The sequence below is a fragment of the uncultured Parabacteroides sp. genome, from assembly GCF_947855115.1.
Taxonomy (GTDB): domain Bacteria; phylum Bacteroidota; class Bacteroidia; order Bacteroidales; family Tannerellaceae; genus Parabacteroides.
Genome location: NZ_CANTZW010000041.1, coordinates 1 through 24,370 on the forward strand (window position 1 = coordinate 1; position 24,370 = coordinate 24,370).

The window sequence follows — 24,370 nt, forward strand, 5'->3', positions numbered from 1 at the left end:
AGTTTTAGTTATTCAGTTTTAGTTATTCAGTTTTAGTTATTCAGTTTTAGTTATTCAGTTTTAGTTATTTGATTTTAATTATCCGATTTAGAATCTTATATATCTACTTTCAATATTTTGATTATTCATATTTAAATCTCAATTATTAACTTTCAATTTTCAATTAAATAAAATGAAATACGTTGAAATTATACTTAAATGTATTACTGCGCTCATCCGGGTTATTTTCCCTAATTCTCCTTGCATACCTCTCTCTCGTGATGCGGGAAACGGAGGTGACGATAGCGGCGATCGGAGCGATACTAGCGATAACACGGCCAAACAAGAACGGAACGAAAGAGCGGACTGGTTAGGGATATCGGGATATACACTGATGATAGCAGGGGGCGTGGGGTGTATCTTGAAGCATTTGATGTAGAGAAAAACAGATACGGACAATATAACACGGCAGATCCCCCATTATCCCAGCTTGTAGAGACGGGGCGTGCCCCGTCTCCCACAGACTGATAGAATCTTTCTGATAATATCTTTAAGTTACTCTTTTGAGGGGATGAGACGGGGCACGCCCCGTCTCTACAACATAATCGAATCAATCAATGACTATCATCAAAGCAATCTACAGCTACTATCAAACAAATCTATGACTATCATCGAAGCAGCCTACAGCTACTATCGAACAAATCTACAACTATCATTGAAGCAGTCTACAGCTACTATCAAACAAATCTATGATTATCATCGAAGCAATCTACAGCTACTATCGAATAAATCTACAACTATCATCGAAGTAACCTACAGCCACTATCGAACAAATCTATGACTATCATTGAAGCAGTCCACAGCCACTATCGAACAAATCTATGACTACCATCGAAGCAGTCTACAGCTACTATCGAACAAATCTATGACTATCATTGAAGCAATCTACAGCTACTATCGAATAAGTCTACCACTATCATTAAAGCAGTCTACAGCTACTATCAAACAAATCTATGACTATTCATTGAAGCAGTCTACAGCCACTATCGAACAAATCTACCACTATCATTGAAGCAGTCTACAGCTATTATTGAACAAATCTATGACTATCATTGAAGCAACCTACAGCTACTATCGAACAAATCTACGAATATCATCGAAGCAGTCTACAGCTACTATCGAATAAGTCTACCACTATCATTGAATCAATCTATAGCTACTATCGGAGTCTCTATTGGGTCGTCGTATTGTTTTTGTAGTTTATGGAGTTCGTTTAGCATGCGGTTTGTTATTTCCTCGTAGCCGGGTTTGCCGTAGAGGTTGTTCATTTCATGGGGATCTTCTTGGAGGTCGTAGAGTTCCCATTCGTCGATGTCGTTGTAGAAATGGATCAATTTATAACGATCGTTGCGCACGCCATAATGACGCTTCACGGAATGCTCGGCGGGATACTCGTAGAAATGATAGTAAAGAGAGTTGCGCCAGTCCTCCGGCCGCTCGCCTCTCAACAAGGGAAGCAAGGACACGCCTTGGATGTCGGAGGGGACGGAGACTCCCGCTAGCTCCAAGAAAGTAGGAGCGTAATCTATATTCTGCACGAGCTGCGGGATATCACCCTTCTTACCTCCCGGGAGACGCATCAACAACGGGGTACGGAAAGATTCCTCGTACATGAAACGCTTGTCGAACCAGCCATGCTCGCCCATGTAGAAGCCTTGGTCGGAGGTATAGACGATCAACGTGTTATCCAGCAAATCGTTCTTCTCCAGATAATCGAGCACGATACCTATATTACGGTCCAAGGAATGAATCACCCGGAGGTAATCGTGCATATAACGCTGGTATTTCCACTCGGCCAACTCCTTGCCCGTGAGCTTCCTCGCCTTGAAGTCTTGGATGATCGGGTCGTAATAAGCGTCCCAAGCAGCCTTCTGATCCGGGTTCATGTGGTTGTAAAGGGCACGGCCGGCCTTCTCCAAGCCGGCGTTGGAAGAATGGATCTCGTTCTCCTTATCGGCCATTTTCAGGTCGTATACGATATCCATGTCCTCGATGATACTCATCTCCTGCTCCGAGGCGGCGATACGACCGGCGTAATCGTCGTAGAAATTATCGGGGAGCGGGAAGGTCACGTCATCATAAAGACGCAAATCGCAGGTATCAGGCATCCAGGTACGATGCGGGGCCTTATGATGCAACAAGAGGCAGAAAGGCTTGGTCTTGTCTCGTTTATTACTCAGCCAGTCTAAGGCCAAGTCAGTCGTGATATTCGTGGCGTATCCCTCGATCCGGCGCTTCTCCCCGTTATCGATGAAGACAGGGTTATAGTAATCGCCCTGGCCTACGAGGATATTCCAGTAATCGAAACCGGTAGGGTCGGAGGTGAGATGCCACTTGCCGATCATGGCGGTCTGGTAGCCGGCCTTTCGCAACAGCTTCGGGAAGGTCTGCTGGGAACCGTCGAAGGTATGGGCGTTATCGATGAAACCGTTCTTGTGGCTGTGCTTGCCGGTCAGCATGCAGGCACGGCTGGGACCGCTGATGGAGTTGGCCACGAAGCTGTTGGTGAAACGTACGCCCTCGTTGGCGATACGGTCGATGTTGGGGGTCTGGATGTATCGCTTGTCGTAAGCGCTGATGGTTTGGAAGGAATGGTCGTCCGTCATGATGTAAAGGATGTTCATGGGTTTGGCAGGTTGCCCGGACGAGTTCTCTTTTTGGCTACAGGAGGTAGAGGCTATCGCCACCAAGCCTGTGAGGATGAATAGTTGATTTGTTTTCATGTATTTCGTCTAGATTTATGTTGTTTGGATTGATTTTGCCTAAGTACATTCAGCTACGGGTTTGTAGAGACGGGGCGTGCCCCGTCTCCCACAGGCTGATAGTATCTTTAAGTTACCATTTTGAGGGGATGAGACGGGGCACGCCCCGTCTCTACAACTTGGTAATATTAACCTAGGAGGTCTTTCAGTTTGCCTTCGGATTGCAGTTTGACGATCAGTTCGCCAAACAGGGTATTCGTCCACGCGAACCACGCACGGGTGTAATCGGAAGGGTTGTCCTTGTGGAAAGACTCGTGCATGAAGCCCGTGCCGCCATCGGTGTCGCGAAGCGTCTCGATGCAGTAACGGATCTCGTCCTCGTCGTTGGAAGTCGTGGCACGCATGATCAGGCTCATCGGCCAGATATAACCGAAGCCGATATGGGGGCCACCGATGCCCTCGCCGGCCTTTCCCTTGAAGAAGTAAGGATTGGAAGGGCTTAATACCAAGCGGCGGGTATTCTGGTAAACCGGGTCGTTCACGTCTACGCAGCCGAGGAACGGCAGGGCCAACAAACTCGGCACGTTAGCGTCGTCCATGAAGACACGGCCGCCGTAGCCATCCACCTCGAAGGCGTATACCTTGCCAAATTCCGGATGCTCCACGATGGCGTATTTCTTCACCGCCTCCTCTACCTCGTCGGCCAAGGCCTCGCAACGACCGGCCAAGTCCGTGTTCTTCCTCACGGCACGGAGTATCTCAGCCGCCTGACGGAGAGAGGTGATGGCGAACAGGTTCGAGGGAACCAAGAAGCCGAACAACGTAGCGTCGTCGGAAGGACGGAAAGAAGAGACGATCAGGCCCACCGGGTTCACCGGGCTACCCCAGCCATCGTTCAGGAGAGTATCCCCCTGACGATCCGTCACACGTGAGAAACGATACGGGCCGAGGCCATCCTTACGCTGTTGCTCGCGGAAGGTACGGTATACGGCCTCCATCGCCTGCTCCCACTTGCTGTCGAACACGGAAGTATCGCCGATCTCCTTCCAGTAGTGATGCGCCAAGCGGATCGGGTAGCAAAGCGAGTCGATCTCCCATTTACGCTCATGAAGCTCCTTCTTCATCTCCGTGCGGTCACTCTCCCACTCGCTCCCGGTAGGACCCTCGTTGAAGCCGTTGGCATAGGGATCGATCAGGATACAGGCGGTCTGGCGATTGATGGCGCCTACCAGCATTTGCCGCAAGTCCTCGTCTTTCTTCGCCAAGGTGACGAAGGGGTAAACCTGCGCCGAGGAGTCGCGCAACCACATAGCGTGGATATCTCCGGTGATCACGAAGGTATCCGGCTTGCCGTCTACCATCTTGAACTCGCAGGTCGTATCCAAGGTATTCGGGTAGCAGTTCTCGAACATCCACGCCAGTTTCGGGTCCTTGATACGGGCCTTGGAAACCTTCAGTTGCTCCTCTACCGCCTTGGAGGTAAACTTACGTGCCTCCGGAGCCGGGCGCTTGCTGGCGTAATTGCCGGTCACCTTGGAGGCGACAGCGCTGAAACTTTTCTTATTGTCGGGGGTACTCACCGCGGAGTACATCTTCTCGCCGACCAAGAGGCCGGCCAAGGAAACGGTTCCTGTTTTCAGGAAATTGCGTCTTGTAGTCATTTATATAGTTTTTATGGTATTATATTCCAACGGCAAAGTTACGAAAAAAAATAAAGGCTCCCAATCCTTTTCGGACCGGAGCCTTCGCCAACTTGATAATTCTTTTAAATCAGCCTAAATACGATTTGAGGAGCTTGCTACGAGTACCCTGCCTTAATCTTCTGATCGCCTTTTCCTTGATCTGGCGGACACGCTCACGGGTGAGACCGAATTTGTCGCCGATCTCTTCCAATGTCATCTCTTGGCAACCAATACCGAAAAACATCTTGATGATCTCACATTCTCTCTCGGTCAGTGTGGCGAGCGCCCTATCAATCTCCTTGGCCAACGACTCGTTCATTAACGACCGGTCCGCTATGGGAGCGTCATCGTTCACAAGCACGTCTAAAAGGCTGTTGTCTTCGCCTTCCACGAAGGGTGCGTCCACGGAGATATGCCGTCCGGACACCTTCAAGGTATCGGAGATCTTATCCACCGGGATGTCTAATTCATCGGCGAGCTCTTCCGGAGACGGCTTACGCTCGTTCTCCTGCTCGAACTTGGAGAAGGCCTTGCTGATCTTGTTCAGCGAGCCGACCTGGTTCAAGGGAAGGCGCACGATTCTTGACTGCTCTGCCAAAGCTTGCAGAATAGATTGGCGAATCCACCATACGGCATAGGAAATAAACTTGAATCCTCTCGTCTCATCAAATTTCTCGGCAGCCTTGATCAAGCCTAAGTTACCCTCGTTAATAAGGTCGGGCAAGCTCAGACCTTGGTTCTGATATTGCTTAGCCACAGAAACGACGAAACGGAGATTCGCACGGGTCAGTTTCTCTAACGCCCTACGGTCTCCTCTTTTGATAGCCTGTGCCAATTCCACTTCCTCTTCCACCGTGATAAGATCTTCTCGACCAATCTCTTGGAGATATTTATCCAGTGAAGCGCTCTCGCGGTTGGTAATGGACTTTGTGATCTTTAATTGTCTCATTCAATCTGTTTAATTGAGAATACGGGGTGCAAAGATAACCATTTTTTGTTGAAAGAATTGGCCGGACGCACCCCACATCCAGCCAATTAGAAACCTTTAACAATCTTTTCACACCTATAAGACTACAGTCTTTGTTTATCTTACTCGGCAAGATCTATCGCGTAGTACTTCGTACGCCCGTTCGGATAGAAGCCTTTAATGAAGAGGCCTTGGTCTTCCGCACGTCCTTGAAGTATGTTCTCCACGATCTTCTCCAGGTCTTCCGGAGTGGAGATCCGCTGGTTGTTCACGATCATGATGATGAAACCTTTCTTTATGCCGGCGTCTTTCAGCTTGCCACTGGTCAGGCCGGTCACCTCGATACCGTAGCTTACGCCCAGCTTGCGCTTATCGTCGTTGCTCAGCGCCTTGAACGCAGCTCCCATCACCTCGGCGCTGTCGCCGCCTTTCACCACCTTGGTGCTGCCTTGGGCGTTGCGAAGCTCGACGGTGAATTTCTTCGTGTCGCCCTCACGGTTGACCGTAAGCTCTACCTTGTCGCCCGGACGGTACTTGCTGATCTGCTCTTGCAAGGCGCTAGACGATTTAACCTTCACGCCGTTCACGGCCACGATCACGTCGCCCTTCTCGATACCCGCTTCCTTGGCAGAGCTACGCTCGGCGAAACCGCCCACGTAAGCGCCCTCCAGCACCTTCACCTTCTCTTTCTCGGCATCGGGCACGTATTGCGGGTCTTGTATCAACACGCCCAGCACGGCACGTTGCACGGCTCCGTATTGCTTCAGGTCGTTGGCCACCTTCCCGGCTATACTGATAGGCACGGCGAAGGAGTAACCAGCGAAGTTACCGGTCTCGGAGTAGATGGCGGTGTTGATGCCTACCAACTCGCCCCTCGTGTTCACCAGCGCCCCGCCGCTATTGCCGGGGTTCACGGCAGCGTCGGTCTGTATAAAGGACTCGATCTTGCTGCGGTCTCTCCCGCCGGTCCCGATGTTACCACGGCTCTTGGCACTCACGATACCCGCCGTGACGGTAGAGGTCAGGTTGAACGGGTTGCCCACGGCCAACACCCACTCGCCTACCTTCAGCTTCTCGGAGTCGCCGAAAGGGATGGTGGGAAGGTCGGTAGCCTCTACCTTGATCAAGGCGATATCCGTGGTAGGATCGGTCCCTATGATCTTGGCGGGGAACTTCCGGTTATCGTTCAAGGTAACCTCCAGCTCATCGGCCCCGTCGATCACGTGGTTGTTCGTGATGATATAACCATCGGTAGAGATAATGACCCCCGATCCGGCTCCCACACGGGGTTGCGGTTGCGGGCGCTGGAACCCTCCACGGCCACCGAAGCCGAAGAAATACTCGAACGGGTCGATATATTGCCCACCACCGTCTGCCGAGGCTTGAGCGTTTGTCGTTGCCTTTATATGGACTACCCCGTGGATAGCGCTCTCTGCCGCCGAGGTGAAATCTATGTTCTCGGCCGCAACGGACCCATAACTTGTCAACCGGTAGGGTTGCTTGAAGGTATTCTCAACCCCGGAGGCCAGCTCCACCGGGCGCTGATTCTTATTCATCAGGTAAGTACTTGTCCCGATCGCGGCACCGGAACCGATCGCTGCCATCAACGCAACGCCAAGCACATTTTTCCAGATATTCTTCATACTTTTCTTATTTAATTAAACACTTAATTTTAACAGTTTCTTTACGGCAAAGAAAACTCAAAAATCGTGCGGATACTCCATTTCCTCCGTATTTTTTATCACTTTTAACGAGGTCTTACAGAGGCTTAACCGCACTTAACAGTACTGTGTATTGCAAAGTACCTTTTTAACAGTTAAACGACAGACGAATTGGCAGTTGACACATGACAACTGACAGCCGACAACCGCCAAACGACCATCCGTAACCAGCGACCCACCTTCCCTGCCCGCATAAAAAACACCGGGGAGGCAGGATATGTTTACGGCTGAGAAATAAAAAGTTAACCGGCCTACCCAGTCTACCTCCGAAATAAATGTAGACCACCTGTCGCCAACTGTCAACTAAAATACCTATCTTTGCCTAATCGCAGTCTGCCGGTCTGTCGCTCACCTACGGGTGTGAGGAAAGTCCGGGCAACACAGAGCACCATACTTCCTAACGGGAAGCCGTCTGCGAGGGCAGAGTAATGTAACAGAGAATAACCGCCGGGCCTTGTCCGGTAAGGGTGAAAAGGTGAGGTAAGAGCTCACCGGGTCCCGTAGCGATACGGGATGCCGTACGTCTTATGGGTTGTAAGGTCATGTATACCGGCGCATGTAGGATGGCTCGTCCGATGCCGGGGGGTAGACCGCTAAAGCTTATCGGTGACGGTAAGACAAGATAAATGGCAGGCACCTCTTTCCGAAGAGGAACAGGACCCGGCTTACAGGCAGACTGCTTTTTTATTTGCCAATTAAATCATGTGCCGATATGCCCAAGAACAAGCCGCGGGAAGAAAACAGGAAGCCTATTGGAGAACGGATCAGCGCATTATTAGCACGGACCATCCGTTTCGTGACCTACGACATTTGGCGGATCACCGAGAATGAAGTGAGTGGGCTGAAGGAGGTTTATATCAATATCATCAAAACGGTCATACTCGCCGTGCGGGGGTTCCAGAGCGAGAACCTGCAGACCAAGGCATCGGCACTCACCTATAGTACCTTGCTTGCTATCGTGCCTTTGCTGGCGGTATTACTGGGCATAGCCAAGGGCTTCGGCTTCCAAGGGACGGTACGGCAGGAGTTGTTCGATTATTTCCCCGGGCACGAGATGGAGCTGAACAAAGCGTTCGAGTTCGTGGAGAGCTACCTGGCGCAAGCGCAAGGGGGGGTGATCATCGGGGTCGGCTTGATCTTGTTGTTCTATACGGTGATCAACCTGATCTCGTCCGTGGAAGATACGTTCAACGATATCTGGCAGATCCAGAAATCCCGTCCGTGGTACCGGAAGATATCCGACTACCTGGCGCTGTTTCTCGTGCTGCCGGTGTTGATGACGGCTTCGAGCGGCTTGTCTATCTTCATGTCTACCTTGCAGAACTCGTTCTTGGGACAATATCTTTTCTTCACGCCACTCGTGGAGCTGTTCCTGCATATAGCGCCTTACATCATCACTACATTGGCTTTCACGGGGCTGTACGTCTCCCTACCGAACACGAAGGTAAGGTTCGTGAACGGGCTGGTGGCGGGCTTCATCTCCGGCTGTGCTTTCCAGTTGTTCCAGTTTATTTATATCAGCGGGCAGATCTGGGTGAGCAAATACAACGCCATCTACGGTAGCTTCGCCGCTTTGCCTTTGTTGTTGCTCTGGTTGCAACTATCGTGGTTGATCTGCCTGTTCGGGGCCGAGTTGTCGTACGCCTCCCAGAACGTGAAGAAGTTCAGTTTCGAGAGAGACAGCAAGAACATCAGCCGGCGGTACAAGGATTTCCTGACCCTGCTGATCGCCTCGCTAATCATCAAGCGGTTCGCGAAGGCAGAGAAGCCTTATACTGCCGATGAGCTGTCCGACGCTTACCGCATCCCGATCCGTATAACGACACAGATATTGTACCTGCTCACGGAGCTGGGTGTCATCATCGAGGTGAATTACGGGAACGATGACCGTGTGGCTTATTACCAGCCGGCGGTAGACATTAACCAGATCACGGTGAGCTACCTGCTGACCCGCATGGACGAGTATGGTTCCGAGAACTTCAAGATAGACACGAGCCAACTTTTCAGCAAGGAATGGAAAGCCCTGCTGAAGACACGGCAGGATATGATAAAGGCGAACGATAATATCTTGCTGAAAGACCTATAGGGAATTGAAAATTGAGAGTTGAAAATTGAAAATCAAGACGGGAAATAGGGATTTGACGAGTGGGGCGGTATGGAAGGTAATCCTGCGTTTCGCTTTTCCTTTGTTGATCGGTAACCTGCTGCAACAATTCTATAACGTGACGGATAGCGTCATCGTCGGGCAGTTTCTGGGGAAACAGGCGCTGGCGGCGGTATCGGCCTCTTTCTTCCTCTATTACTTTATCATCTCGCTGGTGATCGGCATCGGTAGCGGTACGTCGGTGGTAGTCTCGCAATTCTTCGGGGCGAAGGAGTTCGACAAGGTACAGAAGGCCTTCTCCTCTTTCTTTATCTTCATGCTGGTGGCGGGGATACTGCTATCTATAGCGGGGATTATTTTCGCCGAGCCGATGTTCAGGCTGACGAATACGCCGGAGGACGTGATCCCGCTGGCGGTCGTCTATTTCAGAATCTATGTGGGGGGGACATTCTTGTTCGTTACCTTCAACAGTATCATCTCTATATTGCGGGGGGTCGGGGAATCGATGCGGCCTATGTTGTTCATCTTGCTTACCACGGCCTTGAACATCGCCCTGGACTTGCTTTTCATCGTCGTATTCAAATGGGGAGTTGAAGGGGCGGCACGGGCTACGGTGATCGCCCAAGGGATTGGCATGTGCGTAGCTTTAGGATACGTGAATAATACCCATCCACTGCTCTCTATCAAGAAACAGGATTTATTGTTCGACACGGGGCTTTTCAAGGAAGGGCTCCGCATCGGGCTTCCTACCAGCGTACAGCAATGCGCCATATCGCTAGGACTGATCGCCTTGCTAGGGATCGTGAATAGTTTCGGCACGGACACGCTTACCGCTTACGGGGCGGCAGGAAAGATAGATACGATCATCATCCAGGCGGTATTGACCCTCTCCGGGGCGCTAGCGGCTTTCTGCGGGCAGAATATCGGGGCCGGGCATTTGGACCGGGTACGAGACGGAGTACGCTTCGCCATGCTTGTCAACCTATCGCTGGGGCTCGCTACCTTCACGGCTATCTACTTCTTCGGCGATAAGATGATGCTGGCTTTCACCAAGGACCCGGAGGTGATCAGGATCGGCAGGGAGTACTTGTTGATCATGGGAGGATTCTTTGCGGTACATGGTGGCCTGAACGTCTTCAACGGGGCACTGCGGGGGGCCGGTGATACCCTGTTTCCAATGGTGGTGAGCATTACCTGCCTCTGGCTGATACGTATCCCCCTTGCCTATTGGTTCAGCTCTATCTGGGGACGGAGCGGTATCTGGTGGGCTATCGGCGCCAGCCTTTGCATCGGGCTTACGATCACCTATATTTATTATAAACTGGGATTCTGGAAGAACAAGGGACCGCTACGGAAGAAATAGGTATACCTTATCCGTTTTTATTGTTTTATAAAGAACAAAACCCTCAAGCCGACGACTTGAGGGTTTCATTACTTTTTCTTCTGTTGCGGAGGCAAGACTCGAACTTACGACCTTTGGGTTATGAGCCCAACGAGCTACCACTGCTCCACTCCGCGATATAGTCGCTATCATTTCCTGATTGCGAGTGCAAAGATATACATTACATTTCAAACTTCCAAACATTTTCAAGAAATATTTTCAATTTGTTTACGTATACCCTCCGTTATCCGGTGGTGGAGCCTTGTTTGACAACGATTTGACACTAAAGTTCCTCTATCGTATCAAAATCGAACGGCTCGTATAAACGCAGGCGATTTCTCAACGATTGCACCTCCGCTTGTAAATTCCTCATCCGGCCTAGCATATGGTGAATGGCCTCGATTCCCTCGATGTTAATAGATAAGTCGTAATACATACGTGTGTATTGCTCCAGATCCCGAAGCTGGGAAGAGAAGAGGTACTTCTCTCCATCCATGACGTTGACGTCTATCAAGCCTCCTTCCTCCAGCAAGATGATGAACGAAGGGTCTATATGGCATTTCTGGCAGTATTCACTGACAATAACTAAATCTGTTTGCATAATACACCTGTTTTTAATTTAGACTTTGTATTTCCCGGAACAACTCCTTTTGCCTCTCCGTGAGGTTGGTCGGTACCTCGATCGAGTACGTCACGATCAAGTCACCAAACTGCCCCTCTCTCTTGTACACAGGGAATCCCTTGCCTTTCAACCGGACTTTCGTATTGTTTTGCGTACCCGGCCCTACTTTCAGCTTCACCTTGCCATCCAAGGTATCGATGATCTGCTCGCCACCCAATATCGCCGTATAGAGATTCAAGGAGACGGTGAGGTACAGGTCGTCGCCCACCCGCTTGAAACGGCTGTCATCCGGTATGACGAAGGTGATGTATAAATCGCCAGCTGGACCGCCGTTCACGCCCGGTCCACCTTGCTCTTTCAACTTGATGGTTTGCCCGTCCGCTACTCCGGCGGGAACCGTGATACGCAGGTTCTTGCCATTCACGGTAATGACTTGCTTGTGTGTCTTAGAGGCATCTATCATAGATAAATGCAGTTCGGCGGTGTAGTCTTGCCCGCGGAACCCGCGACCGGAACGACCACCGCTCCGGCGAGAACCAAACATAGACTCAAAGAAATCCGAGAACCCGTCCTCGTCGCCAGAGGCAGACCAATAGGAACCACCACCTCCCGGGAAGCCTTCGCCAAAGCCATTCCCCTGCCGGCCGTATTGCTGCCGTTGGGCCTCGAACTCATCCGCATGTTTCCAATTCTCTCCGTACTGATCGTACTTCTTACGCTTTTCCGGATCACTAAGCACTTCGTTCGCCTCATTGATCTCCTGAAACTTACGATGTGCGTCGGGATCGTTCGGATTCAAGTCCGGATGATATTTCCGTGCCAGTTTCTTATAGGCTTTCTTGATATCTTCCGGAGAAGCGTCCTTGCTCACTCCCAAAATCTTGTAATAATCGATATAGGCCATAATTATGATATGTTTTGTCTATTTTTCCCATATAGTCATATAACAATAAACATACCAAGGACAGTCTTGGTTAGTGAAAATTTACTTAAAAAAACAATGCCCCCGATCGTACACGTTCGAGGGCATGAGGCCTTACTTAAACTGCATCATCTTGCTGATATACTTCCCGACGATGTCGAACTCCAGGTTCACGACCGTACCCTTCTCGATCTGGCAGAAGTTCGTGTTGTCGTGCGTATACGGGATGATAGCGACCTGAAAACTATCTTGCCGGGAGTTGCATACCGTGAGGCTTACGCCGTTCACGCAAACGGAGCCTTTCTCCACGGTCATGTATCCCTGCCGGGCCATTTCCTTGTCGAAGGCGTACTCAAACGTATAGTACCAGCTCCCGTCCGCCTCCTTCACCTCGGCGCAAACGGCGGTTTGATCCACGTGTCCTTGTACGATATGCCCGTCCAAGCGACCGTTCATCAACATGCTACGCTCCACGTTCACCTTATCGCCCACTTTCAGGTTTCCGAGGTTCGAGCGCTCCAAGGTCTCCTTGATGGCGGTAACCGTATACGTATCATCCGTCATGCTTACCACCGTAAGGCAAACACCGTTGTGAGCCACGCTTTGATCTATTTTCAACTCATTCACGAATGAGCACCTCATCGTCAGATGAAGGTTTCCTTTATCGGATTGGAGGGCTACTACCTGAGCCGCTTCCTCTACAATACCTGAGAACATAATCGAATTGCTTTTAGTTCGTACTCCAAAACTTTTACTTATCATGGGCAAAGATAGCGTCTTTGGGGTAATAAGCCCGCTAAAAGCGACGTTATTAAATGTTTTTAAATTACGGTATGAAGCGGCTTTATCAATCGTCTAAGGAGATCAAATCGTAACGTTGGCTTCCTATACCCAATGCCTCCGCATGTTCTACAATATGGATGCCATGACGGGATTCCATGCGCTCGATCAGGTGGACACGGCCGGGATCGGGCGAGGCGTAAACCCAATCCACGCAAGCCTTGTCCAGTGCCACGGGATCAAGGGAGGCTAGCATGCCGATATCTGCCATTTTCGGCTCTTCCGGATTTGAGTCGCAATCGCAATCTACGGAAAGACGGTTCATCACGTTGATATAAAGAATCCTGTCTCCGCAATGGGTGATCACGGCCTTGGCTGCCTCGGCCATCGATTCCAAGAAATGATCTTGCTCTGGGAGGTTGTTCCACAAGTCTGTCTTTGTCTTGCCTGCCGTATGTATCCAAGCCTTTCCCGCGGAGGAGGCGATACCGATAGAGATATTCTTGAGCGCTCCTCCAAAGCCCCCCATGGCATGTCCCTTGAAATGGGAAAGAACGACCGTAAAATCATAATCCAGGAAATGAGAACCTACGAAATCCTCTTTCAGGTGCTTGCCACCTTGAACCGGAAGGGCTACCTCACCATCGGCATCCATGATGTCGACCTTGGCGATGGCGGTGAATCCATGATCGGCCGCGGCTTTCAGGTGGCTGGCAGTGTCCGCACGACCGCCTCCGTAAGCCGTGTTGCATTCTACGATCGTACCATTCACCTTCTCGACCAAATCCTTGATAAGAGCTGGCTGTAGGAAATTATGACCGCCCGGTTCTCCCGTAGAGAGCTTCACCGCCACTTTCCCCTCGGCTTTCCTCCCTAGGGCATCGTAGAGACGGAGCATGTTCCAGGGCGTGATATATCTCAACATATATACCTTCGAGGCTCCGGAAGAAGACTCACTTCTTCTCGTACCCAGCTTCACCTCGCTAGCGGCGCAAGCCAATGGTATGGAGCCTGCCGCTATCCATGCGCCCCCCATAACAACCGAGCTCCGGATGAAGTTACGGCGCGACATTTTCTGTTTCGCTGTCATGATATAGAATTTAAATGCTTATGTTTTTAATTTGATCAACATACAAAGTTCTTAAAAAAAACGAGGAACAAGACTCTTTTAGGAGCAAAACGAATTTAGGGCACCTAAAAACGAAATCCCGGCTCTCCACATGATCTCGTATATCATTCTAAATCATCTTTAAACATTCCCAAAAGCCACTTGTTTCATAAGTAGATTATCTTAAATAAATATAGATCTTATGAAATCAATAAACTTAACGCTGGCCTCTGTTTTCGTCGGCTTATCAATGTTTATAAGCCCTTCAGAAAGTGAGGCATGTACAAGGGCCGTTTACCTAGGGACGGACGATATGGTAGTGACCGGACGTACCATGGACTGGAAAGAAGACCCGCAATCCAATCTCTACCTCTTTCCCCGGGGGATACAGAGAAGGGGAGCGACGTCCGACAATACGATCCGGTGGACCTCTAAGTATGGAAGCGTGGTATCCGCCGGCTATGATATCGGCACGTGCGATGGCATGAACGAGAAGGGGCTTGTGGCTAACTTGTTGTTCCTCGCGGAGTCTTCTTATTTCCGGCCTGACGATAACCGCCCGGTCATGGGCCTCAGCATCTGGACGCAATATGTACTTGATAACTTCGCTACGGTAGACGAGGCGGTCGCCGAGCTAAGCAAGGAGGTGTTCCGCATCGATGCCCCGGATCTTCCGAACGGGGCGAAATCGACCTTGCATCTCTCGATCTCGGACGCATCGGGAAACAGCGCCATCTTTGAGTACCTGAACGGAAACTTGGTTATCCACAAGGGACGGGAATGCCAAGTCATGACGAACTCCCCGACGTATGACAAACAACTCACCCTGAATGATTACTGGCAGCAAATAGGCGGCCTAGTCATGCTACCGGGCACGAACCGGGCTTCCGATCGTTTCGTGCGTGCCTCTTTCTATATCCATGCCATCCCGCAGACAAGTAATTTCCGGGAGGCGGTAGCCGGGGTATTCAGCGTAATACGTAATGTATCGGTGCCTCTGGGGATCACGATCCCTGAACAACCGAATATCGCCTCTACCCGTTGGCGCACAGTGGCCGATCAGAAAAACAAGGTGTATTACTTCGAGTCTACCTTAAGCCCGGATATCTTCTGGGTAGATTTCAAGAACTTGGATTTCAAGGCGGGTACGCCGATCAAGAAATTAACGCTCACAAACGGCGAGATTTACGCCGGAGACACCGCCAAGGATTTCAAGGACAGCAAACCGCTATCGTTCCTGTTCGGAATCTAAAGGGATAGAAAAACAGATCGGTATAAAGAGATAAGGCCCTTGTCCATTATTCATCAGGAGACAAGGGCCTTATCCTCAAACAATCGCTACATCCGTTTTTTCATACGCATAACGATTAGTTCCTATACCTAAAGCTATCCACCGGATTCGACGTGGCGGCCCGGTAGCTCTGGAAAAAGACGGAGACAAACGAGATCACGAGGCAGAATAAACCGGCGGCGATAAATATCAGCGGGCTTAAACTGATACGATATGAATAATCGGACAGCCAATCTCTCATAAAGTATATAATAATAGGTATGGCGATCAGGAAAGCGATCAGCACATAGTTCAAGAACGTGAATACCAGCCTGACCAATATCTGCCGGTTGCTGGAACCAAACACCTTTCTTACGGATACTTCTTGTGAACGTTGTTGGATAAAATAAGTAGACATCGCCAACAGACCTAGCAAAGAAATAACGATGGCGATTATCGAGAATACGATTACGATCTTTGCCAAACGGATTTGCGAGTCGAATGATTTTTGCAAACTCTCATCCATGAAATAAGCCTCAAACTCCAGTCCGGTCACTTTCTCATATACTTTACCGATGGTCTCCTTCGCTACGAAAGGATCACCTTGTGTCTCGATCAAGATCATCCAAGGAGTTTCATTATCTTTCAAGAAACGGAACATGACAGGGCTTTTAACGGTCGTCACATTTCCATGGCAATAGAAATCCCGGATGATGCCCGCGATCGCTACCGGCTTATCACTCCTATCCAACGTAAACGAAACCGCATCCTCCGGCAGGTTCATATCACGCATCGCCTGCTCGTTTAAGTACCAGCCCCCTGTCGTTAAATGGTTATCACGCAAAATCTCCAATCCCAACATATCGTAACATTCCTTATCCATGACGAACTGCTGGAAAGACATATTCTGCCCTTGATAAGTAGTAGTCAAGTTATTGCTACCGAACAAAGGAAGCCCACGGGTCTTCCCTACCCTATCTACGCACGACAAGCCTTTCAGCTCTCCGACAAAAGCGGACAACTGCCTTTCATCTACCGAACCCATAGCCAACAGATTCTTCGTTTTATATCCGACAGGAGCGTTGATCATATGAACGATCTGGCCTACCATCACGATAGAGGCCGCTATCATCGTAATCGTGATCACATTCTGGAAAACAATAAAGAATTTGCTGAACACCATTTTCGTCTTGGTCCGGAACGTGCCTCTAACCACCTCGATCGGCTTAGAGGAAGAAATAATGATAGCAGGCAATAATCCGGATAAAGTACCCACGACAACAGTTAATGAAACCAGGGCCAATAACCAAACAGGCCTACCCAATACGCTCATATCGACACGAGTCTGTAATAAATCATTAACAAACGGCACGACCGCCAGCGCAAGGAGGACTCCTACGATCAAGGAAATAAACGTAAGCAAAGTAGATTCTAATATCAAACGCATAAACAGCTCCCCTCGTGAAGAACCTAAAAGACGCCTGGTAGCCATCTCCTTCGCCCTGAAACCGGCCTGGGCGACTGTCAGGTTAATGTAATTAATAACAGCGAAAATCAGGATAAGAAAACCGACAGACATCAATACGACCACGAAACGCCAATCCCCATTCCGTAAAGAGGAGTCGGAGGTTTTCGTGAAATATTGCTCACTGAGCGGCAGTATGCGTACCTCCTTTGCCGTCCCATATTGGTACGGCCAATAAAATTCCTTGAACCAATTGGCCATATCCTCCGCACGAGAAGGAAAATCACTCCCCTCACGCGCCAAGACAAAAGCCGATGTACTCCCGGCATTCCCCAACTGGTCCGGAGCCAACGACCAATTCAAGCACCCCACCTGCTCCCAACGTACGATTACATCCGCTTCAGGAATAGAGGAATGAAGCAAGTCTTCCACCACGCCGTTTACAGTAGCCGATATGGTATCGCCTATCATTAACTGGCGTCCCATAGGATCATCCGTACCAAACATCTTGCGGGCGAACGAGGTAGAGACCACCGCATAATTCATGGCAGCCAAGGCTTGCTCGCGAGAACCTTGTGACAACCGGAAATCAAAGAAATCGAAAAAAGTAGAATCCGCAAACATCACGTTCGCCTTGAACTTCCGGTCGCCGGCAACGACAACGGTACCGCTGAAATTACTCGCTACGACCGGACAGACTTTCTCTACCTCCGGATAGCGTTCCTTTATCTTATAGGGAATAGCGGCTCCCGTAGCCATCCAATTCTCATTCCCGACCAGATAAATACGGTCTGCCTTGGTGTGGAATTTATCGGTAGACATCTCTTGTACCGTATAGACCGCTATCAATAACACAAACATCAACGATACGGACAAACCGAATACGTCGATCAGCGTATAGGCTTTGTTTCTTCCGAGAAATTTTAAAAAGGATTTAAAGTTCAATATATTATTCATGGGTTATATAATTTAATGAATTATTAATTTCCGATCACTCGAATTTCAAGCAATTTACCGGATTATCGTTGGCTGTCTTGCGGACATCCAGGCAAACCACGGAATATATAATCAATAATACGCATGCGCCGCATCCCAAGAATATGTACCATGACAAAGGCACTTTCTCCGAAAATTGCTCTTGCCACTTTTGTATGACAAAATACGCCATACCACCGCCTAATACAACCGCATATACGCCAATATAAAAAATATCCCTTACGAACAACCCCAATACATCCCATAAGGTAGCCCCATTCACACGGCGTACCGCTATCTCCTTACGACGGCGGCTCACCTCATCATTCGTATAACCGATAAGCCCGATCAACGTGACCAAGAGCGTGATCAAGCCTCCGATCATCACGGAATCACGGAATTGGCGGGAATCCTTATACAAGTCTACCATTTCCGAACGAAAAGAGATAACATTCAAGTCACGATCCGGATATATCTCGGATATCTTCTGCTGCAAGCGGGCTAAACTCTCGCTTGTCTGCTCATGAAATTTCACCTGTAAGATATACATCGGCTCATGGTCATAGAACAACACGGAAGGCCGCATATCCTGATTAGCGATTCCTCCCAAGCGTATATTCTCGTAAACCCCGCAAATAGTAAACGGTTCCCTATTCTGGCTATGCTCGGTGATACAGATAGACTTCCCTATCACGTCATCCGTCCAGCCGGCCACTAGTTTCATCTTCTCCACGAAACGGCGATCCACCATTACCTCCCTAGAGTTCGCGATATTCTCCGTGAACGAGCGACCTTGGATCACCGGGATCTCCATCATCTCCAAATATCCGTTGCCTACCCAATATAGATCGGCTATATTAAAAAGCTCTCGGTCCGAACCGGGTAAGAAAACATTATTACCGGAGGCACGCTCGAAGGGTAACTGATAAATCGTAGTAGCCGAGGTTACCTCCGGAAGCCGCACCACCTCCTCCAAGATCTTGGCGCGGGAAGTGGAATCTACCCCCACCAACCCGCAATAAGCCAAATTCTCATAATTATATCCCGGACGGTCGTTCACCATAAACGTATATTGGCGGGCGACAAAAACAAGCATTGTCACTAAAAAGCCCGTGGCGACAAACTGAACAAGCAGCAACACCTTTTTCCAGACACGCCTATTCTCCCGGTAATTACGGAAAGCGGAAGCTACCGGAATACGGGCATATAATGATCCCGGCATAAAACCGGACACGAAAAACACCAAGATACATATCCCTAGCAATACCAAGCTGCCTCCAGACAAAAGCAAGGAGCTTAACGAGGTTGCCAGCAACTCTTCCACCGTACCTCTAAACGCGAGAATCAGCAATAAAGCCAAAATCAACGAAAGTACCATATGTACCAGCGCCTCACCGAACATCATCCCATGAATATCATTCTCGCTGGCTCCATAACATTTATGAACAGCCACCTCTTTCGAGCGATTCACGGTAGAAGATATCACGATCAAGATATAGTTCATCACCGCCGTGAAGATCAAGGCGAAAGCCAACAAGGAAAGTATCCACGTCATTCGTTTTACCTGTGGTAATTCCTTATGAAGATTATCCAGCCTGTGAAACGAGAAATCAATATTTAGCCCGACCTTTTGTTGTTCCTCCGGGGGGAAATAAGTATTCACGAACGCATGTACCTGCTCTTCCAAGGCTAGAGGATTTACCCCCTTATGTAATTTCACATAACTTATATAACGATCGTTTCCCAGCATATTAGTTGGCGACCCCTCCCACATGAACCGATTGGCCGAGGCCATAGAGACGATAACATCATAACGGGAATGGGAATTCTCCGGCACTTCCTCAAAAACGCCGCCGATCGTCATCGTACGCCCCGGGGCGCTATCGATCGTAAAGTTCCTCCCCACAACATTACCTCCGATATTTTTCGCTATACGACTTGAGATCAACACGTACATCGGAGTGGAAAGAATCTCCCTCGCATCTCCTACCAGCATAGGACGGGGTAAAATATCGAAAAAACAACTATCCGCGATGATACAACGGCCGGTATACTTCATCTTGGTATCGGTCATCGTAAAAGTCCAGCTCCCGAAACTTGTATACCGGGTAACGGACTCGATCTCGGGTATTTGCTGCCGCATGGTTGGAGCGATACCACCGCTTGTCTGCGGATAATCTTTCAGCTCACCCCCATTTTGCTGGTATTTCGCCCAAACTTGGTAGATACGGTCTCTATCCGGATAAAAGTCATCATACGACTGCTCGAAATAGACCTTGGCTATCAATACCAAGCCGACAGCTAAACCGACTCCCAACGATATTATTTTCATCACGTTGTGCCGTCCTTTCTTAAAAATAGAACGAATGGCGATTAGTATGTTCTTCATATTATATTGATTTTATTCTTTTCTTTACCTTAAAAAGAACAAATGGTATGCCAAAACATATATCTTATTATATATCAGAAGAATATCAAATCAAAGGCTTCGGTCGACTGTCCAATTTTTTGACACTACTGTCCAGTTATTTGACATAAAAAATCCTCCGGAGGTACATTCCCCGGAGGATTCTTCGCTTTTCATATCTCCTATTATCATTCCAATACCAGCACTTCATTATCCTTATAGCTCTCGTAGCTGGAGATAATCACTTTCTCGCCGGCTTCCAGACCTTCAAGTACCTCGTAGTATTGCGGGTTCTGACGACCGATCTTGATAGAACGCCTGTAAGCTTTCTTCCCGTCAGGATCAAGAACGAAAATCCAACTCCCCCCCGTGCTCTGGAAGAAAGTCCCCTTCGGGATAATGATGCTCTCGGTAGGCTGCCCTAGCTCCAAGTTGATGTAATAGGTCTGCCCGCTGCGGATATTATCCGGACGCTCACCCGTGAAAACAAAATCCGTACGGAACTTACCATCCCGAACCTCTGGATAGACCTTGCGTACCATCAAGTCGAAAGAGGAGCCTTGGCGCTCGAAAGCGGCGCTTAAACCTGGTTTGACACGGTCTATATAATGCTCGTCGATCATGGCCTCGATCTTGTAATCGGAAAGGTCGTTGATCTGGCCGATCTTCTGCCCGGGGCTGATACTTTGCCCCAGCACAACGTCCAACAGGCCAAGCTCGCCATCGATCTGCGAACGGACATTCAAGTTCTCCTTACGCTCTCGGATCAAGAGGATATTCTTTCGCATGTTCGCCAAACTAGCCTCCATCTCATCCATCTGGATCGTACGTGAGATAGAGTCTTGGCGCAAGCGCTCGGTGATCAGGGCGTGCTTTTGAGAGGCTAACTCGAAATCCTCCTTCGCCTTCAGAAAATCCTCTTTGGCGATCAGGTTCTCTTTATACAACTGCTCTTGTTGGTTGAACGCGCGACGTGCCCGGTTCATATCCATATCGTATTGAAGCTTTTCCATCTGATTGGTCAACTTATCCTGCTCCATGGTTACCTGCGTATTACGCAGGAAGTTCTGTTTCTCCGCCAACTCCGCCTCGGCGTTCAATATCTGCAAATCCAAGTTAGAGTTACTGAGGCGGACAATAATATCGCCTTTCTTCACCTGGGCGCCTTCTTCCACGACTTTCTCTTGCACGATACCACCTTCCTCGGGGCTAAGCTGCACCACCGTGATAGGTTGTACCTGCCCATCCATACGGAAGAAGTCGTTGAATTGCTCACGGGTCACATTACCGATACTGATTCCTCTCGCATCCACCTTCAACGTAGAGGCATGGTCTCCGAAGATGATCCATCCCAACAAGACAACGAACAACGTACCACCTGCCACATAAGGAATATGCTTCTTCTGAAGGCCTTTCTTTTTCTCTAATTGTATATCCATCGTATTCTTTATTTTTATTATCACCTAAATTCCATGTTCTCTATCCTCACTCATTGAAAAGGGGCTTTCCTTTATAATAATCCACCAATTTGCTTTTTAATAAGTACATCAACCGCTTCTGAAGCAAATTGGCCTTGGACTCTAGTAGCGTATTCGCGCTTGTCTGTACGTCTAGCGTGCTCATCAAGCCTTCCTCGTATTTCCGCAGGGTGATATGATAAGCCAATTCGTCCGATTTCACCTTCTTGTCCATTTGTATGGCCTCCTTAGCGTATCCCTCCCGATCCAGGACCGATTGTTCTACCGCTGTTCGCAACTGGCGAAAGACCTCAGTTCTTGTCTCTCTGGCGATCCGCATATCGTTACGGTAGCGGCGAGCGTTCGTCAACCTGCTCAAACCGTCAAACAAGGGAAAGCTAAGGCTAAAGGATATATACTCACCACGGTTGTTCTTAAACTGGTTCCGGAAAGATTCCGGAGCGGCCTCAGACTTCAGGTTCTCGAAATAGCTTGTCGAGATTCCTGCGTTCAAATAAATACTAGGTAGCAATTTCCCTTTATAAATACGATATTGGTATTTACTCTGGGTCAATTGGTATTCGGCTTGCAAAGCGGTCGGATTATTTCCGGACGCATAAGCGAATATCTCCGCCACGTTCTCAACTTCCGGTACATAAGCGATATCCGGCAACAAAGTATCTACCTCCAACTCTAAGTCTGACGGATAATTCATACATTCTCTCAAAGTGAGCAAGGCCGTATTGAAAAGATTCCGTTGGTGGGTCAATGTATAATCATCGGCGGCCACCTGAGCCTCGAACTGGGCGACATCCGCTTTTCCTTTCAGCCCTAGCTCCTCTTGACGGCGGGTCTTATATAAAGTACGGTTGCTTTCCTCTAATTTCTCGGCCGCCATCCGGACAGTCCCTTTATAATATACCACGTCCATGTAAGCCTGCATGGTTTTCAACGCCAAGTCGTCTTTCGCTTTCTGTATGTCATTAATCCCCATACGGCGATTAGACTTCGCCATCAGCCACTGGTTGATCAACTGCCCACCCGTAAAGATCGGGATGGAGGCATCGAGGCCATAGCTATTATTAAACGTGGAAGTATTCTCATAGGTATTGGTCGCAGGGTCAATCGAACGGCCAAAGCTATATTGCGCTCCAACTTTAGCTGATGCCGCCGGAAAAAAAGAGGCTACAGCCGCATCTCTTTCCGCTTTATACGTATCAGATGTATAAACTTGCTTTTTAACCGAGGGGCTGTTTTCCACGGCATAGCGCATACATTCATCCAATGTCCAAAGTTTCTCTTGGGCCACCGCCGCCGTAGCGAAACTGAGAGAAAGAACTGTTGTAAGTAATATCTGTTTCATTGCTCTATTATTTTCTGCTCAAATAGTAGCAAAGAGCGTGCCAAAACAGATAAATAATTAAATAACAATCAGATAACTAGAAGACTTATTTTTACAACTGTCCAATATTTTGACAATGCTGTCTAATTGTTTGACACTCTTCCCCGGCTTTCGGAGGAAAACATCTATGTATTCGAAGTTGGGTATTATGGTGTTTAGCCATCGTAAAGTATAAACTTTAAAATGGCAGGGAAATGTGTATTGACAGGGAATGAAAGCTTATTCGACAGGTTGCGCCAGGCTACGCCATTCGTTACGTTAGGCTACGTTACCCGTTGTGTCAAGCTGCGCTACCTGTCGCATTAAGTTGTGCCACTCGTTGCGTTGGGTTTCGTGATAGTGCCCCGTCCGAGTCTTATCAAGATACCGTCATCCGGATTTTCCAGGAATACGGTAGGGATATTTCTTTCATGCCCGAACTTGCTTACGCAGAATTCGGAACCATCTTTTTGCGGTAAACAGAAATGTATTCGTATTACTTCCGTACAATTCTAGTATCGTATTTTCATTCATGTTTTCAAATGTAGATTTGCGGTATGGGAAACCGGGAAAGAATAGATTATGAATGCAGGTTTGTTTATATTTATGGTTTTAGCTATTATTGCAGTAGGATTCTATATTTACACAATCACTCCTGCGGGGAAAATATGGATCAAAAATCTTTGAAGATACTTTCTCTATAGAAATATTTTGAAGTTCTGTATTTTCATACAGAGCTTTTTTATTGCTCATTCAAAAAGATATGATCCATCACATAAAATGTATGCTGTTACTCCCGAAGGAATGATTATATTTGCGATATGTTGACGTTTGTTATCGTATTAGGTTTTGTCATGCTGGTCGGGGCCTCGATAAACGAGGCTAAACGCAGTGGAAGTACAACGGCAAAGGTTATAGCTACCGTATTGATCTTCTTGTTCCTTTTCTTTTTACTATCCTTAGTTTAGAGATATGTCCTTTAAAGCTCCACTTCGGGGGCCTTTTTGTGTTTAGAAATTGGATGTTACGGACATATACAATCACTTTGAGTATTCGGAATGGATCGCTAGGCATCCAGCCATCATCGGTCATACGGACGGGGCCAAGGAGATTTAAGCAGGAGCATGAAGTTTTAATTGAATCAACGCCAAGACACCTATACTTGATTTTTTAGAGACTTATCATATCCCAAAATTGTCCCGTTATGTTAAAACGAGGCACTTTGATAACTTATGTTCCATTCCTGTTCCGGGGGGACTAAAACAATTAAAGGGAAACAGTTGAATATCAACTATTTCCCTTTTTCTAAGTCGGGGTACCAAGATTCGAACTTGGGACCCCCTGCTCCCAAAGCAGGTGCGCTAACCGGACTGCGCTACACCCCGTT

18 protein-coding genes, 2 tRNA genes and 1 other RNA gene are annotated in these 24,370 nt (G+C 48.6%); 7 read left to right on the top strand and 14 right to left on the bottom strand.

Going from position 1 to position 24,370, the window contains the following annotated elements:
• The first annotated feature begins 172 nt into the window (after positions 1–172).
• Positions 173–418, top strand: coding sequence for a hypothetical protein (locus tag Q0110_RS17070; protein WP_297909262.1), 246 nt, complete (start codon positions 173–175; stop codon positions 416–418).
• A gap of 766 nt (positions 419–1,184) precedes the next feature.
• Here the strand turns inward: Q0110_RS17070 and Q0110_RS17075 are convergent.
• From Q0110_RS17075 to Q0110_RS17090, 4 genes are all read right to left on the bottom strand, one after another.
• Positions 1,185–2,762 carry a sulfatase gene (locus tag Q0110_RS17075; RefSeq protein ID WP_297909277.1) on the bottom strand — a complete coding sequence of 526 codons (1,578 nt, stop codon included), beginning with the start codon at positions 2,760–2,762 and terminating at the stop codon, positions 1,185–1,187.
• A 167-nt stretch (positions 2,763–2,929) separates the two neighbouring features.
• Positions 2,930–4,402, bottom strand: coding sequence for a glycoside hydrolase family 125 protein (locus Q0110_RS17080; RefSeq protein ID WP_297909279.1), 1,473 nt, complete (start codon positions 4,400–4,402; stop codon positions 2,930–2,932).
• Positions 4,403–4,511: 109 nt separating this feature from the next.
• Positions 4,512–5,372: an RNA polymerase sigma factor RpoD/SigA gene (locus Q0110_RS17085; RefSeq protein WP_121736482.1), complete on the bottom strand. Its 861-nt coding sequence runs from the start codon at positions 5,370–5,372 to the stop codon at positions 4,512–4,514.
• Between the two features lie 140 nt (positions 5,373–5,512).
• Positions 5,513–7,033 (bottom strand): Do family serine endopeptidase, encoded by a 1,521-nt coding sequence (locus Q0110_RS17090; protein ID WP_297909288.1) that lies wholly within the window; start codon positions 7,031–7,033, stop codon positions 5,513–5,515.
• Positions 7,034–7,439: 406 nt separating this feature from the next.
• On the opposite strand from Q0110_RS17090, the gene rnpB reads away from it, so the two are divergent.
• The 3 genes from rnpB to Q0110_RS17105 all read left to right on the top strand — a co-directional run bounded on the left by rnpB (position 7,440) and on the right by Q0110_RS17105 (position 10,578).
• Positions 7,440–7,795: RNase P RNA component class A (gene rnpB, locus Q0110_RS17095), an RNA gene on the top strand.
• Between the two features lie 28 nt (positions 7,796–7,823).
• Positions 7,824–9,197: a YihY/virulence factor BrkB family protein gene (locus tag Q0110_RS17100; RefSeq protein WP_297909289.1), complete on the top strand. Its 1,374-nt coding sequence runs from the start codon at positions 7,824–7,826 to the stop codon at positions 9,195–9,197.
• Between the two features lie 25 nt (positions 9,198–9,222).
• Entirely contained in the window at positions 9,223–10,578 is a 1,356-nt protein-coding gene (locus Q0110_RS17105; RefSeq protein WP_297909290.1) for an MATE family efflux transporter, read from the top strand.
• Between the two features lie 83 nt (positions 10,579–10,661).
• On the opposite strand, the gene Q0110_RS17110 is transcribed toward Q0110_RS17105, so the two are convergent.
• The 5 genes from Q0110_RS17110 to Q0110_RS17130 form a co-directional block, all read right to left on the bottom strand.
• Positions 10,662–10,733: transfer RNA gene (locus Q0110_RS17110), tRNA-Met, on the bottom strand.
• A 146-nt stretch (positions 10,734–10,879) separates the two neighbouring features.
• A complete protein-coding gene (locus Q0110_RS17115; protein WP_297909293.1) occupies positions 10,880–11,197 on the bottom strand; it encodes a chaperone modulator CbpM in 318 nt (105 codons plus the stop codon).
• 13 nt (positions 11,198–11,210) lie between these two features.
• Entirely contained in the window at positions 11,211–12,122 is a 912-nt protein-coding gene (locus Q0110_RS17120; RefSeq protein WP_297909296.1) for a J domain-containing protein, read from the bottom strand.
• A 132-nt stretch (positions 12,123–12,254) separates the two neighbouring features.
• Positions 12,255–12,857, bottom strand: coding sequence for a riboflavin synthase (locus tag Q0110_RS17125; protein WP_297909298.1), 603 nt, complete (start codon positions 12,855–12,857; stop codon positions 12,255–12,257).
• Between the two features lie 130 nt (positions 12,858–12,987).
• Positions 12,988–14,010: a DUF362 domain-containing protein gene (locus tag Q0110_RS17130; RefSeq protein WP_297909301.1), complete on the bottom strand. Its 1,023-nt coding sequence runs from the start codon at positions 14,008–14,010 to the stop codon at positions 12,988–12,990.
• 220 nt (positions 14,011–14,230) lie between these two features.
• Between Q0110_RS17130 and Q0110_RS17135 the strand changes: the two genes are divergently transcribed.
• A complete protein-coding gene (locus Q0110_RS17135; RefSeq protein WP_297909304.1) occupies positions 14,231–15,280 on the top strand; it encodes a linear amide C-N hydrolase in 1,050 nt (349 codons plus the stop codon).
• Between the two features lie 115 nt (positions 15,281–15,395).
• On the opposite strand, the gene Q0110_RS17140 is transcribed toward Q0110_RS17135, so the two are convergent.
• The 4 genes from Q0110_RS17140 to Q0110_RS17155 form a co-directional block, all read right to left on the bottom strand.
• A complete protein-coding gene (locus tag Q0110_RS17140; RefSeq protein ID WP_297909307.1) occupies positions 15,396–17,720 on the bottom strand; it encodes an ABC transporter permease in 2,325 nt (774 codons plus the stop codon).
• Positions 17,721–17,754: 34 nt separating this feature from the next.
• A complete protein-coding gene (locus Q0110_RS17145) occupies positions 17,755–20,127 on the bottom strand; it encodes an ABC transporter permease (protein ID WP_297909310.1) in 2,373 nt (790 codons plus the stop codon).
• Positions 20,128–20,333: 206 nt separating this feature from the next.
• Entirely contained in the window at positions 20,334–21,584 is a 1,251-nt protein-coding gene (locus Q0110_RS17150) for an HlyD family efflux transporter periplasmic adaptor subunit (RefSeq protein WP_297909313.1), read from the bottom strand.
• Positions 21,585–21,630: 46 nt separating this feature from the next.
• Complete coding sequence (locus tag Q0110_RS17155; protein WP_297909316.1) at positions 21,631–22,965, bottom strand: TolC family protein; 1,335 nt, start codon at positions 22,963–22,965, stop codon at positions 21,631–21,633.
• Positions 22,966–23,187: 222 nt separating this feature from the next.
• Here Q0110_RS17155 and Q0110_RS17160 point away from each other — a divergent pair, with 222 nt between their 5' ends.
• On the top strand, positions 23,188–23,310 hold the full coding sequence (locus Q0110_RS17160) for a hypothetical protein (protein WP_297909318.1): 123 nt from the start codon (positions 23,188–23,190) through the stop codon (positions 23,308–23,310).
• A gap of 494 nt (positions 23,311–23,804) precedes the next feature.
• Entirely contained in the window at positions 23,805–23,951 is a 147-nt protein-coding gene (locus Q0110_RS17165) for a hypothetical protein (protein ID WP_297909320.1), read from the top strand.
• 342 nt (positions 23,952–24,293) lie between these two features.
• Here the strand turns inward: Q0110_RS17165 and Q0110_RS17170 are convergent.
• Positions 24,294–24,368, bottom strand: a tRNA-Pro gene (locus Q0110_RS17170).
• Positions 24,369–24,370 lie beyond the last annotated feature (2 nt).